Source organism: Rhodococcus sp. AZ1, assembly GCF_054979605.1.
On record NZ_JBUEQF010000001.1, the window covers coordinates 245,835 to 264,357 of the forward strand.

The following is an 18,523-nucleotide window of genomic DNA, read 5'->3' on the forward strand; positions in this document are numbered from 1 at the left end:
TCGAGCTGCCGGGCCTGACCGTCGCCGCGATCGACGGTGGGCTCCGTGACGCCAAGTTCGACCTGGGCCTGGCTCTGCACGAGGAGACCGACGGCGACGGTTCCCCGGCGGGGATCTCGGGTGTGTTCACCTACGCCGCCGACATTCTCGACCGCGCGTCGGTGCAGGTGCTGGCCGAGCGGTTCGCGGCCGTGGTGCACGCCGTGGCTGCCGATCCCGCCGTGGTGGTCGGCGACATCGACATCCTCACCGACGTCGAGAAGGGTGTGGCGGCGCCGAGTTCGGCCGACGACTTGCCGGGCCCCGAACTGGGCTCGGCGCTCGCCGAGTTGGAGGGCAAGTCCCTGGCCGAGCTGCTCGAGACCGCCGCACGGATCGATCCGGACGCCGTCGCGCTCTCGCACGACGGCACCGACGTCACCTACGGCGCGCTGCAGAGCAAGAGCGCCGAGCTCGCGGTGACCCTCGCCGCCGTGGGCGTCGGTCCGGAGGCCGCCGTCACCGTGGCGCTGTCCACCCTGCTGCCCGGTGTGCTCGACGGCGATGCCGCCGAGGGCTTCGCCGACCGCTTCTCGGGCATGCTCGCCGAGGCCATCGCCCGTGCGGACTCCGCGGCAGCGGATGCGGGCGGATCGCATGCGGGCGGATCGGACGGGGTTGGATCGGACGGGGCCACCCTGGCCTCGCTGTTCGCCGATGCTGCTGCTGCGCAACCGGATTCGGTGGCCCTGACATTCGCCGGCACCGAGGTCACCTACGCCGATCTCAGTGCGCGCGTGAGCCGTCTGGCACGGGAGTTGATCGCGCGCGGGGTGGGACCCGATGTGCACGTGGCGTTGGCGATGCCGCGCTCGATCGAACTCGTGGTCGGCATGTACGCCGTGGTGGCCGCCGGCGGTGCCTACGTTCCGCTCGACCTCGAGCACCCGGTCGATCGCCTGTCCTACGTGCTCACCAGCGCCCGCCCGGCGTTGATCCTGTCGACCTCGGCCGTCGGCTTCGCCGCGAACCCGGCGGTGCCGGACGGCCTCGAGGTGCTCGAGATCGACGGTCCCACCTCGGAGGAGAACGCGGCGGCGACGTCGGCCGGCGTGCCCGTCGACGACACCGAGCGCGTGGCGGCACTGCACCCCGACCACACGGCCTACGTGATCTACACCTCGGGCTCGACCGGCCGCCCCAAGGGCGTCGCGGTCTCGCATCGCTCGATCGTCAACCGGTTGCGCTGGATGCAGGACGAGTACCGGCTCACGCCGTCGGACGTGGTGTTGCAGAAGACACCGGCGACCTTCGACGTGTCGGTGTGGGAGTTCTTCTGGCCGTTGCAGATCGGCGCGCGGCTGGTGGTCGCCGAGCCGGATGGGCACCGGGACACCGCCTACCTCACCGGGGTGATCGAGTCCGAGGGTGTCACCACGCTGCACTTCGTGCCGTCGATGCTGTCGGTGTTCGTGGGCTCGTTCGCCGGGGCCGGGCCGGACGCGCGGCTGGCGTCGCTGCGGCTGGTGTTCGCCTCCGGTGAGGCGTTGGCACCGGCGTCGTCCGCCCGACTGGTCGCGCTGATGCCCGAGACCGCGGGGCTGCACAACCTGTACGGGCCCACCGAGGCCGCGGTGGACGTGACCTACCACCGCTACACCGCGGCCGACACCGAGACGGTTCCCATCGGTGTGCCGGTGGCGAACACCGGTGTTCGAGTGCTCGACCAGCGGCTGCGGCCCGTGCCGGTGAACGTGGCGGGAGAGCTGTACCTCACCGGTGTGCAGTTGGCGCGCGGGTACGTCGGGCGCGCAGACCTCACTGCCGACCGCTTCGTCGCGGACCCGTACGGGTCCACCGACGGGGTGAGCGGGCGGATGTACCGCACCGGCGACCTGGTGCGCCGCCGCGCCGATGGTGAACTCGAGTACATCGGCCGCACCGATTTCCAGGTCAAGCTGCGGGGCCTGCGCATCGAACTGCCCGAGATCGACGCCGCGCTCACCGATCGCCCGGGGATCGCCGAGGCCGTGACCCTGGTGGTCCAGGCCGCAGCGGATCAGCACCTGGTCTCCTACGTGGTGCCCACCGCCGGTGGCGGCGTCGACACCGACGAGGTGAACGCAGCCCTCGCGGAGCGCCTGCCGGAGTACATGGTTCCCGACGTGATCGTGGTGCTGGACGAGCTGCCGCTGACCTCCAACGGAAAGTTGGATCGCCGCGCGCTGCCCACCCCGGAGTTCGCCGGCTCCACCGTCGAGTACGTCGCTCCGCGCACCGAGACCGAGCGCGTGGTGGCCCGCGTCGTCACCGACACTCTCGCCCTGGACGACGACACTGCGGTCGGCGTGGCGGATTCCTTCTTCGCCCTCGGTGGCACGTCGCTCGGTGCCACGCGCCTGGCGGCCCGCCTGCAGGCCGAGCTCGGGGCCGAGATCACCGTTCGGGAGATCTTCGATCGGCCCACCGTCGGCGCGATCGCCGAGCTGCTCGCCTCGCGCGGTCCGTCGAGCAGTGCCCGACCGGCGCTGGTGCCGGCCGACCGCGGTGAACGCATCCCGCTCTCGCTCGCCCAGCAGCGCATGTGGTTCATCAACCGGTTCGATCCGGACTCGGCGGCCTACAACCTGCCGCTGGCCGTGCGGATCGGCGGTGACCTCGACGTTGCCGCTATGGCGGCGGCGATCGTCGACGTCACCGATCGGCACGAGTCGCTGCGCACGGTCTTCCCCGAATCCGACGACGGCCCGACGCAGCTGATCCGTTCCACCGCGGAGTCGGCCCCGACGCTCGAGGTCGAGACCGTCGCCGACGAGGACGCGCTGCTCGCACGGATGCGCGAGCTGGCCCTGGCCGGATTCGACGTCACCGAGTCGGTGCCGCTGCGGGTGGCGCTGCTGCGCATCGACGGCCGCGACCGCGAGCACGTGCTCATGGTGGTGGCGCACCACATCAGCGCTGACGGCGCATCCATGGCGCCGCTGTTCACCGACGTGTTCACCGCGTACCTCGCGCGCTCGGCAGGGCAGGCCCCGCAGTGGCAGCCGCTGCCGGTGCAGTACGCGGACTTCGCGATCTGGCAGCGCGCATGGCTGGGCGAGGACACCGACCCCACCTCCGTCGCCGCCCGGCAGAGCGAGTTCTGGCGGGCCACGCTCGCAGGTGCCCCGGCCGCGCTGGATCTGCCCACCGACCGTCCGCGCCCGGCCGTGCAGTCGATGCGCGGCGCGGCGCTGCCCTTCGAGGTCGACGCCGCCACCCACGCAGCGCTGGTCGACCTCGCCGCCGCGCACGGGGTGTCGCTGTTCATGGTGGTGCACGCAGCTCTCGCGGTGCTGCTCGAGCGCGTGTCGGGCAGCACCGACATCAGCGTGGGTACGCCGGTGGCCGGTCGCGGCGACGCCGCCCTGGACCCGCTGATCGGGATGTTCGTCAACACGGTCGTGCTGCGCACGCACGTCGACCAGGACGGCACGTTCCTCGACCTGCTCGCGCGCATCCGGGACGTTGACCTCGGTGCGTTCGAGAACACCGACATCCCCTTCGAGCGACTGGTCGAGCTGCTCGACGTACCCCGCTCGACCGCTCACCAGCCGCTGTTCCAGGTGGCGTTGGCATTCAACGACACCACGCGGCCCGTCTCGACGGTGCCGGGTCTGGACATCGCGCCGATCGAGACCTCACTCGAGGCGGCGAAGTTCGATCTGCAACTGTCGGTGGGGGAGACGGTGGACGACGCCGGCGCCCCGGCCGGGTTGGCCGTGGCCTTCGACTACGCCACCGACCTGTTCGACGAGCGCACGGTGGCCGGGTTCGCCGCACGCCTCGTGCGCATCCTCGGCGCCGTCACCACCGACCCGCGCACCCGCGTGGGCCGGATCGACGTTCTCGGTCACGACGAGGGCGGTGCCCTCACCGGACCCCCCGGCGTGCAGCCGCGTCCCCTGGCGGATCTGCTCACCGCCGGGATGGCGATCGATCTCGACGCCGTCGCGGTCACGGACGGAACGCGGTCGCTGACCTACCGTGACATCGACGCGCTGTCCTCGACCGTGGCGCGCGCGCTCATCGGTCACGGCGCCGGACCGGAGACCGCGGTGGTGCTGCGCGCGGCGCGTTCGGTGGACTCGGTGGTGGGCACGTGGGCCATCGCGCGCACCGGCGCCGCGGCCGTGCCGCTCGCGGCGGGGCAGTCGGCGGCGGACCTGCTGTCCGCGCCGGGACGCTCGGCGTCCCTGCCGGTGGTCGCCGAGATCGTGAGCTCCGAGCAGCACGGCCCGGATCCCCGCGTGAACGGCCATGCCGCGAGCAACGGTCACGCGGCGAGCAACGGCCATGCCGCGAGCAACGGCCACGCCGCGAGCAACGGACATGCGGCGAGCAACGGTCACGCATCCGGCAACGGACACCGACCCGACGCGGCGAGCCCGCCGCAGGTCCGTCTCGACACGGTGACCCCCGACGGACTCCCCTCGCTCACCCTCGGTGAACTTCCCGTGGCCCCGCGAGCGGACAACGCTGCCGCCGTCGTGCGCACCGCGGGGGTAACCGGCGAGGCCTCGGTGGTGGTTCTCACCGGAGCAGGTCTGAGCAACCTGGCGGCGGACGTGCGCGAACATCTCGTGACCGGCGCGGCGGATCGTGTGCTGCACGCCGCCGCACCCGCGTCGCCGACCGCCCTGGCGGAGATCCTCGCCGCGGCGTCGGCGGGTGCGACGCTGGTGATCGCCGGGCCCGGAGCGGAGGTGGCCGACGCCGTGTCGCGCGGGCAGGTCACCGCCGCGACCATCACCCCCACGGTGCTGCGCACGCTCGACCCGACGCGTCACCTCGAGCTGCGCACCGTCCTGGTTGCCGGCGAGCCGTGCCCCGACGCTCTGCTCACCGGGTGGAACGGCCGCGTCTCGCGGGGATTCGGTGCGGCCGAGGTCACCGACCTCGCGGTCATCGACGGTCGACCTCTGCGCGGGACCACCACCAGGGTTCTCGATGCCCGCCTGCGCCCGGTGCCCGACGGGGTGCGCGGCGAGCTCTACATCGCCGGCGCTGGACTGGGCCGTGGGTACCTCTCCGGGCCCGCCGACACCGCCGCGCGGTTCGTCGCCGACCCCTATGGCGAACCGGGTTCGCGCATGTTCCGCACCGGTGACAGTGCCCGCGCGAGCACCGACTCGCAGGAACCATCGATCGGTACCGACCCCGACCGTCGTCTGGACATCATCGGGCGCGCCGACGCGCGGGTGGGCGGGTTCGCCGTCGACGTCGGCCGGGTGGACCAGGTGCTCACCGCCGATCCGCGGGTGGCGTACTCGCGCACGCTCGTCGCCGACCGACCCGACGGGCGGGCCGCCCTGGTCTCCTACCTGGTGCCCGCAGTGCCCGCGCCCGGAGACGCACCCGGAGCGGACAGCCTGTCGGACCTGCGCGAGAGGCTCACCCGCGAGCTGCCCTCGCACGAGATTCCCGCCGTCCTGACCGCCCTGGTCGACGTGCCCGTCACCGACGGTGGTCTTCTCGACCTCGGAGCCCTGCCGACTCCCGAGTTCCCCGCCGACATCGCCGACTTCCGGGCGGCCGAGGGTGAACTCGAGGCCGCGATCGTCGCGGTGTTCGCCGAGGTGCTCGGGCTCCCCGAGGTGGGCGCCGACGACTCCTTCTTCGACCTCGGCGGCAACTCGCTGAGCGCGACCCGCGTCGTCTCGCGTGTGGGCGCCACCGTGGGAATCCGTGTCGGGGTTCGCGAGCTGTTCGCCGCCCCCACCGCGAGCGCGCTGGCGGCGCGACTGACCGAGCTGCTGACCGAGCGCGACGTCAGCGGCGACTCCGTGGAGGCCGCCCGCCCCGTGCTGGGTTCGCTGCCGCGACCGGAGAATCCACCGCTGTCGCTGGCCCAGTCCCGCATGTGGTTCCTCAACCGTTTCGACCCCGACTCGGCGGCGTACAACATCCCGCTCGCGGTGAAGATGGTGGGCACGCTCGACACCGCGGCCCTGGCGGCGGCGGTGCGGGACGTGCTCGAGCGCCACGAGAGCCTGCGCACGATCTACCCCGACACCGCCGACGGCCCGGTCCAGGTGGTGCTGCCCACCGCGGAGGTGGCGCCGGACCTGACGGCGGTGGCGGTGACCGAGAGCGAGCTCGCCGAACGTCTGTGGGAACTGGCCACCGGTGGGTTCGACGTCACCGCCGCCGTCCCCGTGCGCGTGGCGCTCTTCCGCGTCCCGAACCAGCAGGACCCCGACCAGCAGGACCCCGACCAGCACGCGCCCGGGTCACCGGCGGACGACGAGCAAACCTACGTGCTGGCTCTCGTGGTGCACCATGTCTCGGCGGACGGCGAGTCGATGGCGCCGTTCATCCGCGACGTCGCCACCGCCTACGTCGCGCGCGCGGCGGGCACCGCACCGCAGTTCGCGCCCCTGAGCGTGCAGTACGCCGACTACGCGGTGTGGCAGCGCGCCGCGCTCGGCGACGAGAGCGACCCGTCGAGCCTGGTCAGTGCCCAGGTTCGGTTCTGGCGTGACGCGCTGGCGGGCGTACCCGACCAGCTCGAGCTGCCCACCGACCATCCTCGGCCGCCGGTTCAGTCGCTGACGGGCAAGCGCATCGAGTTCCCCATCTCCGCGTCCGCGCACCGCGGCCTCGAGGCCATCGCTCGCCGTCACGGCGCGAGCACGTTCATGGCCACCCACGCCGCGTTCGCGATCGCGCTCGCGCGCCTGTCGGGTACCGACGACATCTGCGTGGGCACTCCGATCTCCGGGCGCGGCGACGCCGCTCTCGAGGGCCTGGTGGGCATGTTCGTCAACACCCTCGCCCTGCGCACTCGAATCGATCCCACAGCGGACTTCGCCACGGTGCTCGCCGCTGTTCGCGACAGCGATCTCGCCGCCTTCTCCCATGCGGACGTTCCGTTCGAGCGCCTGGTGGAGGTGCTCAACCCCGTGCGCTCGACGGCCCGACACCCCTTCTTCCAGGTGGGCCTGTCGTTCCAGAACATCGAGCGTGGGGAACTGGTCCTGCCGGATCTGCGCATCGAGCCGCTCGACGTCGACGGTGACAACGCCCAGTTCGACCTGCACCTGATCCTCTCCGACCTCTACGACGCCGACGGGGGCGCCGCGGGGATGGCCGGCACCATCACCTACGCCACGGACCTGTTCGAGACCCACACCGTGGAAGACATCGCCGCGCGGTTGGTGACACTGATCGACAACCTCGTCGAGCAGCCGAACGTCCCGGTGGGTGATCTGCCGATGGTGACCCCGGCCGAGGAACTTGAGCTCCTCGCCGGGCGCAACGACACCGACGTCGATCTGCCCCCGGCGACGTTGGCGGACCTCTTCGACGCCGCGGTGGCGGCTCACCCGAACGAGGTTGCCGTGGTGTTCGAGGGCACCGAGCTCACGTACACCGAGTTCTCCCGCCGGGTCGACGCCGTCGCCGCCGCGCTGATCGAGCGTGGACTGGGCACCGAGGACATCGTCGGCCTCGCGATGGCCCGGTCGGTGGAACTGCTGGTGGGGATGTACGCCGTGGCCCGGTCCGGTGCTGCGTACCTGCCCATCGACCCCGATCACCCCGCCGAGCGCACCGCCTACGTGCTCGAGAGTGCTCGCCCTGCGGTGCTGCTGGTCTCCGGTGTCCAGGGCCTGGCGTTGCCGGCCGACCTCGGCGAGCTCGGGGTGGACGTGCTCGACATCGATCCGCTCGCCGACACGACAGCCGACACTGCCCGGCCGGTGCCGATCCGCCCCCTGCGCCCGGAGAACACCGCCTACCTGATCTACACCTCCGGCTCCACCGGCAAACCCAAGGGCGTGGCGGTCTCGCACGGCGCCATCGCCAATCAGCTGCGGTGGAAGCAGCACCGATACCCCCTGGGCACGGACGACGCGGTGCTCCAGCGCACCCCTGCGACGTTCGACCTGTCCGTGTGGGAGTTCTGGTGGGCCCCCACCGTGGGCGCAACCCTCGTGGTGGCCCGCCCCGACGGCCACCGCGACCCGGTGTACCTGTCGGAGCTGGTACGCGAGCGGGCGATCACCACCGTGCACTTCGTGCCGTCGCTGCTGGCGTCGTTCCTCGCCGTCGCCGACCCGTCGGCGCTGACCTCGCTGCGCCGCATCCTGGCCATCGGTGAGGCGCTGACACCGGACACCGTCGCGCGAGTCCGCGAGGCGTTCGGCGGTGCCGGGGTGGAACTGCACAACCTGTACGGACCGACGGAGGCCGCGGTGTCCATCACTGAATTCGAGGTGCCGGAGACCGTGGGCTCGGTGGTGCCCATCGGGCGGCCGGAGTGGAACAGCCGCGTCTACGTGCTCGACGAGCGCCTGCACCCGGTGCCCGTCGGCGTTACCGGCGAGCTGTACCTGGCCGGTGATCAGCTGGCCCGCGGCTACGTCGACCGGCCGGATCTGACCTCCGAGCGCTTCGTGGCCGATCCGTTCGCCGCCACCACCGGCGCCGCCGCCGGCTCGCGGATGTATCGCACCGGCGACCTGGTGCGGTGGTCGCGGCCGGCGGCGACACCCGATGGCGGCACCACCGGGTCCGAGCTGGTGTACGTCGGGCGCAGCGACTTCCAGGTGAAGGTGCGTGGTTTCCGCATCGAGCTCGAGGAGATCGAGCGTGCCCTGCTCGCGCACCCGCAGGTGGACGCCGCGGCTGTCGCCGTGCGCGGCGACGAGCACACCGGCGATCAACTCGTCGCCTACGTGGTGCCGGTGGCCGGTGGTGTGCCGACGGCCGCCGAGCTGACCGAGTTCGTGGCCCGGTCGGTGCCCACGTACATGGTGCCCGCCGCCGTGATGTTCCTCGAGAGCATGCCGCTGAACATCAACGGCAAGCTCGACCGGAAAGCGTTGCCGCAGCCCGCCTTCGAAGCGTCGGACACCGAGTACCACGCTCCCCGCGGACCCATCGAGGAAGTGGTGGCGGCGGTGTTCGCGGACGTGCTCGGCACCGAGCGGGTGAGCACCACCGACAGCTTCTTCACCCTCGGCGGCAACTCGTTGAGCGCCACCCGCGTGGTCGCGCGCATCAACGAGGCCCTCGGCGTGAGCCTGGGTGTGCGGGAGCTGTTCGAGGCTCCCACGGTGGCGGGCCTGGCCTCGCGCGCCGAGCACGCCGACTCCGATCGCACGCCGCGGCCGCCGCTGGTGGCGCGCCCGCGACCCGAGCGCATCCCGCTCTCGACAGCTCAGTCGCGGATGTGGTTCATCAACCAGTACGACCCCGAGTCGGCGGCCTACAACATCCCGATGGTCATCCGCCTCACCGGCCGTCTCGACGAGGACGCGCTGCGCACCGCGGTGCTGGACGTGGTCGAACGCCACGAGATCCTGCGGACCTTCTACCCCGACGACGGGCACGGTCCGCACCAGCGCATCCTGCCCGCGAGCGAGGTCTTCCAGCAGGTGCTCGACAGTGTGAGCGTGGTCGAGCTCGCCGACGAGGCGGCCGTTCTCGAGCGCGTGCGTACCCTCGTCACCACCGGCTTCGACGTGGCCACGGCCGTGCCGGTGCGCTCGGCGTTGCTGCGGGTGGGCCCCAGCGATTCCGCCGGTGCCGACGAGCACGTGTTGGTGCTGGTGGTGCACCATGTGTCCGCGGACGGTGCCTCCATCGCCCCGCTCGCCCGCGACGTGATGATCGCCTACGGCTCCCGCGTCGGCGGCGACGAACCGCACTGGTCGCCGCTGGCGGTGCAGTACGCGGATTACTCGATGTGGCAGCGTGAGGTACTCGGCGACGAGTCGGACCCGCAGTCGCTGGCCGCTCGCCAGATCGCGCACTGGGCGGCGGAGCTGTCGGATCTGCCCGCGGTGATCGACCTGCCCACCGACCGTCCCCGTCCGCCGGTGCAGTCGCTGCGCGGAGCCGATCACCGGTTCAGCATCGACGCGCAGCTCCAGGGCGCTCTCGACGCCCTCGCCCGCGAACACAACGCCTCGCTGTTCATGGTGGTGCACGCGGTGCTGGCAGCGCTGCTGGCTCGCTCGTCGACCACCGACGACATCGCCATCGGCACGGCCATCGCCGGGCGCCCCGACGGCAAGCTCGACGACGTGGTCGGCATGTTCGTCAACACCCTGGTGCTGCGAACCCCGGTTGCCGCGGCCGATTCGTTCGTGGATCTGCTCGCACGAACCCGCGCCACGGACCTCGCGGCGTTCACCCACACCGACATCCCCTTCGAGCGGCTCGTCGAGGTGCTCGCGCCGGAGCGCTCCACCGCCTTCTCCCCGCTGTTCCAGGTGGCACTGTCGCTGGCGAACAACGCACCGGCGCACCTCGAGCTGCCCGACCTGACGGTCCAGGGCCTGGACCCGGTGGGCGGCACGGCCAAGTTCGATCTGCAGCTGACCCTCTCGGAGAACTTCGACGACTCGCGCGCCCCCGCCGGCATCGACGCCGTCTTCAGCTACGCGACCGACCTGTTCGACGCGTCGACCGTCGCGCGCTTCGCGGAGCGGTGGACCACCATCGCCCGCGCCGTGGCCGCCGACCCCACGGTGGCGATCGGCGACATCGACCTGCTCGATGCCGCCGAACGTGCGTCCCTGATGCCGGTCTCGGGTGCACCGAGCGAGCATCCGACCACGCTGGCCGGGATCCTCGACGCAGCGGTGGCCGCCAACCCGGACGGGGTGGCCGTGCGCATCGGCAGCACCGAGATGACGTATCGCGAACTCGACGACCGAGCCGGTCGCCTGGCCCGGCTGCTGGTCGATCGCGGTGTGGGACCGGAGACCATCGTCGCCTCGGCGTTGCGCCGTTCGGCGGAATCGGTGCTGACCTTCTGGGCCATCGCCAAGGCCGGCGCCGCGGTGGTGCCGGTGGACCCGACGTACCCGGCCGACCGCATCGCCCACATGGTCACCGATACGCGGGCGCCGATCGGCCTGACCGTCGCGGCCAGCATCGCCGACCTGCCCGGCCCCACCGAGTGGATCGCCCTCGACGCACCCGAGGTGGTGGCCGCCGTGGCCGCCGCCGAGCCGGTGCGTTCCCCCGACCGTTCGGACGCCGCTGTCTACGACCAGGCCGCGTATGTGATCTACACCTCCGGCTCCACCGGCAAGCCCAAGGGAGTGGTGGTCACCCACACCGGGCTCACCAACGTGGTGGCCGATCAGCGGGAGCGGCTGGGGCTGACCCCGCAGTCGCGAGTGCTGCACTTCGCCTCGCCGTCGTTCGATGCCTCGGTGTTCGAGATCCTCATGGCCGTCGCGGCGGCGTCGACGATGGTGATCGCACCCACCTCGATCATCGGCGGCGACGAACTGGCGCACCTGCTGCGCGGCAACCACGTCACCCACGCCTTCGTCACCCCGGCAGCCCTGACCACCGTGGACCCGTCCGGTCTGGACGAGCTCGCCGTACTCGCCGTCGCCGGTGAGGCGTGCCCGCCCGAGACCATGCGCCGCTGGGCGCCGGGTCGGCGGATGTTCAACCTGTACGGCCCGTCGGAGGCCACCATCTGGAGCACCTCGAGCATCCCGATGTCGCCCGATCGCCCGGTGACCATCGGTGGGCCCACCCGCGGTGTCGCCCTCGCCGTGCTCGACGAGCGGCTCCAACCGGTCCCGCGCGGGGTGCCCGGTGAGCTGTACGTGGCCGGCCCCGCACTGGCCCGCGGCTACCACGAACGTTTCACCCTCACAGCCGGGCGGTTCGTCGCGGCACCGTTCGGTGAGCCCGGCTCGCGGATGTACCGGACCGGTGACGTGGTGCGCTGGGTGGACCGCCCCGGTGGTGCCCCCGACCTCGAGTACGTGGGTCGCACCGACTTCCAGGTGAAGGTGCGTGGCTTCCGTATCGAGCTCGGCGAGATCGACTCGGTGCTCGGCCGCCACAGCGACGTGGACTTCGCCGTCACCGTCGGTCTCGACCGCGAGCAGACCGGACAGACGGTGCTGGTGTCGTACGTGCTGCCCGTGCGCGGGCGCACCGTCGACCCGGCGGAGCTCTCCGCACACGTCGGACGGACCCTGCCCGGCTACATGGTGCCGTCGGCGATCGTCGTTCTCGACGAGATCCCGCTGACCCCCGCGGGCAAACTCGACCGCCGCGCACTGCCCGAGCCGCAGTTCACCAGCGTCGGTGGCTCCTACCGAGCGCCGGCCAACGCGATGGAGGAGGCCATCGCGGCGCTCTTCGCCGAGGTGCTCGGTGTGGACCGTGTCGGTGTGGACGACTCGTTCTTCGGGCTCGGCGGCGACAGCATCGTCTCGATCCAGCTGGTCACCCGCGCCAAGAACGCCGGAATCGTCTTCCGCGCCCGGGACGTGTTCGAACAGCGCACCGTCGCGGGTCTGGCGTCGGTGGCCACGCGCGCCGAGGACGCCGCCACTGCCGCCGCGCTGGCCGAGCTCGACGGCGACGGCGTCGGAACCCTGCCCCTGACCCCGATCATGCGGTGGTTGGTGGACACCCGCGGCGAGTTCGACCGCTTCTCGCAGGCGGTCTTCCTCTCGCTCCCGGCAGATCTCGGCGACACCGCCGACGCGCAGCAGCGACTGCTCGGCACGGTCGCCGCCGTCGTCGATCACCACGATCAGCTGCGTTCCCGCCTGATCGAGCGGGACGGCGAACACCTGCTCGAGGTGCTGCCGCGCGGCGCCGTCGCGCCCGAGGACGTGCTGACCCGCGTGTCCACCGATGCCGCCCCCGGCAGCGACGAGTACATCTCGTTCGCCGAGGCCCAGCAGGAGGCCGCGGCCGCGTGGCTGTCCCCGCGCGAGGGCCGGATGATCCGCGCAGTCTGGATCGACTCCACTGCCCCCGCGGCGCCGGGCACCACGACCGGACGCCTGCTGGTGCTGATCCACCATCTCGTGGTCGACGGGGTCTCCTGGCGCGTGCTGGTCCCCGATCTCGCCACCGCGTGGGCCCAACTGGGCGCCGGAGCGGTGGAGCTGGCGTCGGTGGGTACGTCGATGCGGGCCTGGGCGCACGCGCTCGGCGCATCGGTACGCGATCGCCGCAGCGAACTGGGCCACTGGAGCGCCGCGCTGGACGGAACGGAGCCGCCGCTCGGTGTCCGTGCGCTCGACCCCGGGGTCGACGTGCAGAGCACCGTCGAACGCTTCGACGTCCAGCTCGACCCCGCGGTCACCGAGGCGCTGCTGATCACGCTGCCGGAGAAGTACCGCGCCGGTGCCAACGACTCCTTGCTGACCGCCCTCGCGCTCGCGGTGGCGTCCTACCGGCGCGAGCGGGGCCTACCCGACTCGACGCTCACCATCGACCTCGAGGGTCATGGTCGTGAGGAGGAGGCACTCGGGGACGTGGCCGACCTCGGCCGCACCGTCGGGTGGTTCACCACCCTCTACCCCGTGCGTCTCGACATCGGCCCCGGCGGCCACCCCGGGTCGGCCGTCAAGGCGGTGAAGGAGCAGCTGCGGGCGGTTCCCGACCGCGGGATCGGCTACGGCATCCTGCGGTACCTCGACCGGGAGTCCGCGCCGGTGCTCGCCGGGCTGCGCAGCCCCGAGATCGGGTTCAACTATCTCGGCCGCACCGCCGGGTCGGAGAACGCCGCCGAGTTCGCCGAGTTCGGCTGGCAACCCGTCGCCGACGGCGGGAGCCTGGGTGGGGCGTCCGATCCCGGGATGGTTGCCCCCGCCGTGCTCTCGATCAACGCCGCGACGATCGGCTCGGACTCCGGTGAAGTGCTCACACTCTCGTTCGCCCACGCCGGCGACGTGCTGCCGGCGGCCGATGCGCGCGCGATCGCACAGGCCTTCGTCGATGCGGCGGGCACCCTGGCCGCGCACGCGGCCGAACCGGATGCCGGCGGGCTCACTCCGTCGGACGTCCCGCTGGTGCCGCTCACCCAGGCCGGCCTGGACCGCCTGACGGGTCTGTACCCGACCCTGTCGGACGTGTGGTCGCTCGCGCCGCTGCAGGAAGGCATGCTCTTCCACTCGGTGCTCGCGAACACCCTGCAGGGCGCCGACGGTGACGGCGGGCCGTCCGCCGACGTGTACACCGCGCAGGTGGCGTTGCAGTTGCGCGGGGTGGTCGACATCGCGCGGATGCGCGCCGCCGCCCGCGCCCTCGTGGATCGGCACGCGCACCTGCGCACCGGCTTCGTCACCGATCCCACCGGCCTGGCCGTGCAGGTGGTGGTGGAGAACCCGGACGTCGACTTCCGCACCGTCGACCTGACGCACCTCGGCGACGCCGAACGCGAGGAGAAGGTCGCGGCGCTGCTTCTCGATCACCGCACGGCGCGCTTCGCGATGGACACCCCGCCGCTGATGCGGTTCCTGATGATCGTCACCGGTCCGTCGTCGTACGTGTTCGCGGTGAGCAACCATCACATCCTGCTCGACGGCTGGTCCATGCCGCTGATGCTCAAGGACCTGATCATGCTCTACGCCGCGCGCGGGGACGGCTCGGTGCTGCCGCGTGTGCGCCCGTACAAGGACTTCCTGACGTGGCTGTCCACCCGCGATGTCGACTCCGCGCGGTTGGCGTGGGCGCACGCCCTCAGCGGGCTCGACGAGCCGACCGTGCTGGCTCCCGCGCCGGTGGCGGCGTCGGCCGGTGACGCCGCCGAGGCCGATCTCGTGCCGCACACGGTCGACGTGCTGATCACCGACCGGGTGGGTGACGCCCTGGCGCACGTGGCCCGTGATCGCGGGGTCACGATGAACACGATCGTGCAGGCCGCGTGGGGCATCCTGCTCTCGCACACCGTCGCCTCCGACGACATCGTCTTCGGCGCCACCGTCTCCGGTCGCCCGCCGGAGATCGGCGGTATCGAGTCGATGCTCGGGCTGTTCATCACCACCATCCCGGTGCGGGTGCGCCTCGATCCGTCCGAGTCGCTGCTGACGTTGCTCGAGCGCATCCAGTCCGAGCAGGCCGATCTGATCGAGCACCACTACCTCGGTCTGCCGCGCATCCAGCAGGTCGCCGGCATCGGTGGGCTGTTCGACACCCTGACGGTGTTCGAGTCCTACCCCGTCGAGAGCGCCGGGATCGACGAGACCACCGACATCGACGGCATGCGGTTCGCCGGTGCCGCCGTCTCCGATGCCTCGCACTACCCGATGACGGTGCTCGCCCAGATCGACTCGTCGTTGAAGGTGACCCTCGAGTACCTGCCCTCGGTCTTCGACGCCGACCAGGTGGCGGTGCTCGCGGCGCGGTTCACCCGCATCCTCGAGGCCCTCGCTCTGCGCACCTCGACCACCGTCGGCGATCTCGATCTGCTGCCCGACGACGAGCGTCGCGCGGTGCTGCACCAGTGGAGCGACACCGGCCGCACCGTTCCCGACACCGGCGTGTGGGACCTGATCCGGGCGCAGTGCGCTCGCACACCGGACGCCGTCGCGGTGCTCGGCCACGCCGACGACGGCACCGAGATCGCGCTCACCTACGCCGACCTCGCGGCCCGTGTCGCGCGCGCGGCGCGGGTGCTGATCGGTCGCGGCGTGGGACCGGACGTGCGTGTCGGGGTCTCTCTGGCGAGGTCGGTGGATCTGCTGCTGACCGTGCTGGCGGTCTCCGCCGCGGGCGGGGCGTACGTGCCACTGGATCCGGACAACCCGGCCGAGCGCACCCGCGCGGTGATCGAGGCCGCGCGCCCGGCGCTGGTCATCGACGCGGCGACCCTGCCCGCGCTCGCCGACCCGCAGATCTCCGACGCCCCGCTCACCGACGCCGACCTGCTCGGCGCGCCGCACGGCGACCACCTGGCGTACGTGCTGTTCACCTCGGGATCGACCGGGGTGCCCAAGGGTGTCGAGATCACACGTCGCTCGCTGGTGAACCAGCTGATGTGGATCACGGAGACCTTCGGGATCGACGCGGACGACGTGGTGTTGCTCAAGACCCCGGTCACCTTCGACGCCTCGGTGTGGGAGTTGTTCGCCCCGTCGACGGTCGGCGCGCGGACGGTCGTGGCGTCCCCCGACGGCCACCGCGACCCGGTGTACCTGGCGCGCACCGTGGCCGAGCACTCGGTGACCGTGGCGCAGTTCGTGCCGTCGGTGCTCACGCTGTTCGCCGATGCCGCCGCGGAGGGCGAGCTGCGCTCGTTGCGCGTGGTGTTCTCCGGTGGTGAGGCGCTCTCCCCGGCCGTCGCCCAGCGGCTCGGCGACGTCGCCGGAGCTCGCGTGGTCAATCTCTATGGACCCACCGAGGTCACCGTCGACGCCACCTCGTACGACGTGCGCGACGCCGCGGGTGTGATCGCCCGCCGCGATCCCACCGTTCCCATCGGGTCCCCGGTGTGGAACACCCGCGCCCGGGTGCTCGATGCCCGGCTGCGGCCGGTGTCGATCGGCGCCGCGGGCGAGCTGTACCTCGCCGGCGACCAGCTGGCGCGCGGGTACGCCGGGCGCGCGGATCTGACCGCCGAACGCTTCGTGCCCGATCCCTACGGCGACGCCGGTGAGCGCATGTACCGCACGGGCGACCTCGTGCGCTGGACCGCGGACGGCGAACTCGAGTTCGTCGGCCGCGTGGACTTCCAGGTGAAGTTGCGGGGTCTGCGCATCGAGCTCGAGGAGATCGAGGCGGTGCTGGCCACCGCTGCGGGTGTGTCCAACGCGGCGGCAGCGGTGCACGGCTCCGGGGCGGCCGAGCGGGGTGCGCGCGAGTCCGGTGGGCGCCTGTTCGGCTACGTCGTCCCGCGTCCGGGTGTGGTGTTGGATCCGGCCGACCTGATCGCCGCGGCCCGTCGGGCGCTGCCCGCATACATGGTGCCGGAGGCGGTGCTGATCCTCGACGAGTTCCCGGCCACCCCGAGCGGCAAGATCGATCGTCGCGCGCTGCCGGTGCCGGACCCGTCGACGGCGTCGTCGTACCGTGAGCCGAGGACGCCCACCGAGATCGCCGTCGCCGCGGTGATCGCCGAAGTTCTCGGTGTCGATCGGGTGGGTGCGGACGATTCGTTCTTCGAGCTCGGCGGCGACAGCATCGTCTCGATGCAGCTGGTCGCCCGCGCCCGCGCAGCGGGCCTGGACTTCACCGCGCGGGAGGTGTTCGAGCGGCGCACCGTGGCGGCGCTCGCCGCCGCAGTGGACGAGCGGGCGGGTGCCGGCCCGGCCGACCTCCGCACGGGCGCCCGGGCCACTCCCGATGCGGTGGGCGGTGCTCCGCTGTCGCCGGTTGCTCGCAAGATGATCGAGCGGGGCGGTGACTACTCGGGCTTCGTCATGCCGATGATGCTGGTGCTGCCGGCCGGACTGGCCCGTGCTGATCTGCTCGCGGTGCTGCGCAGCGTGATCGACACCCACGACGTGCTGCGCTCGTCGCTGCTGCTGGGCGACGGCGCGGCGGCCCTCGAGATCCCCGCGGCCGACGCGTTCGAGATCGAGCCGCTGGTGCAGCGCATCGAGCTCGACGAGCACACACTGCCGGGCACGGACGCGTACGACGAGATGGTGCGGGCGCAGTTCCGCGCCGCGATGGACCGGATCGATCCCGTGGCCGGGCCGATGCTCGAGGTGCTGTGGTTCGACCCCCGGTCGGCCGATACACCGGGTCGTCTGCTGCTCATGCCCCACCACCTGGTGGTCGATTCGGTGTCGTGGCGCATCCTCGTCACCGATCTGGCCACCGCGGGCGCGCAGGTCGCTGCCGGTGAGCAGCCCACGGTGGCCGCCGAGGCCACATCGTGGCGGGCGTGGGCGCTGGGCCTCGAGAGCGCGGCGCCGCAGCGGGTGGCCGAACTCGACCACTGGCGTTCGGTGCTGGCCCCGGCGGATCCGCCGCTGGGTCGTCGGCGCCTCGATACCGCCGTCGACACCGCCGATCGCCGTCAGCGCGCGATCGTGCGGGTTCCCGCGGAGGTGTCCGAGGTGCTCCTGGCTCCCTCGTCCGACGATGCGGCGAGCACGACGGACCTGCTGGTGGGCGCGTTGTCGCTGGCGCTGGCGACGTGGCGACGCGATCGTGGCGTCGACGCGCCGTCGGCGCTGCTCACTCTCGAAGGTCACGGACGTGAGGAGTCGGCGGTGGCCGGGTCGGACCTGGCGACCACGGTGGGCTGGTTCACCACCATGTATCCGGCACGGATCGACCTGGCCGGAATCGACCTCGACCATGCCCTGACCGGTGTCGACGGTGCCGCCGACGAGATCGTGGCGCGGGTGCGGTCGGCGATGGCGGCCACCCCCGATCGGGGTATCGGCTACGGGTTGCTGCGCTACGTGCACCCCGAGTCCGCGGCCGTGCTGCGCGAGTTCGGTGAGCCGCAGGTGGTGTTCAACTACATCGGACGCGTGTCCGAGACGACGGTTCCGGTGGAACTGCGCGGTGCACCGTGGCTCCCGGATTTCCAGACTCCGGAGATCACCGACCCGGGCGGCAACCGCATGCCCGCGCAGGCCGAACTCGACATCCAGTCGATGGCCGAGACGGACGAGCGCGGGTCCCGCATCACCGCGTTCCTGTCCTACGTGCCGGAGATCGTCACCGACGAGGAAGTCGCCGTCCTCACCGAGCTGTGGCTGCGGGCACTGTCGGTTCTGGCGGCGGTACGCAGGTCCTGATCGGGGCGGGCGCCGCTCAGGCG

1 protein-coding gene (running past one end of the window) is annotated in these 18,523 nt (G+C 71.9%); it reads left to right on the forward strand.

Annotation, left to right across the window (positions count from 1 at the left end; translation table 11 throughout):
- Nucleotides 1–18,500, forward strand: the 3' portion of a protein-coding gene (locus ACY48E_RS01190; RefSeq protein WP_462870217.1) for a non-ribosomal peptide synthase/polyketide synthase. It extends 15,976 nt beyond the left edge of the window; the window shows 18,500 of its 34,476 coding nt (coding positions 15,977–34,476); its start codon lies off the left edge, out of view; it ends in the stop codon at nt 18,498–18,500.
- Nucleotides 18,501–18,523 lie beyond the last annotated feature (23 nt).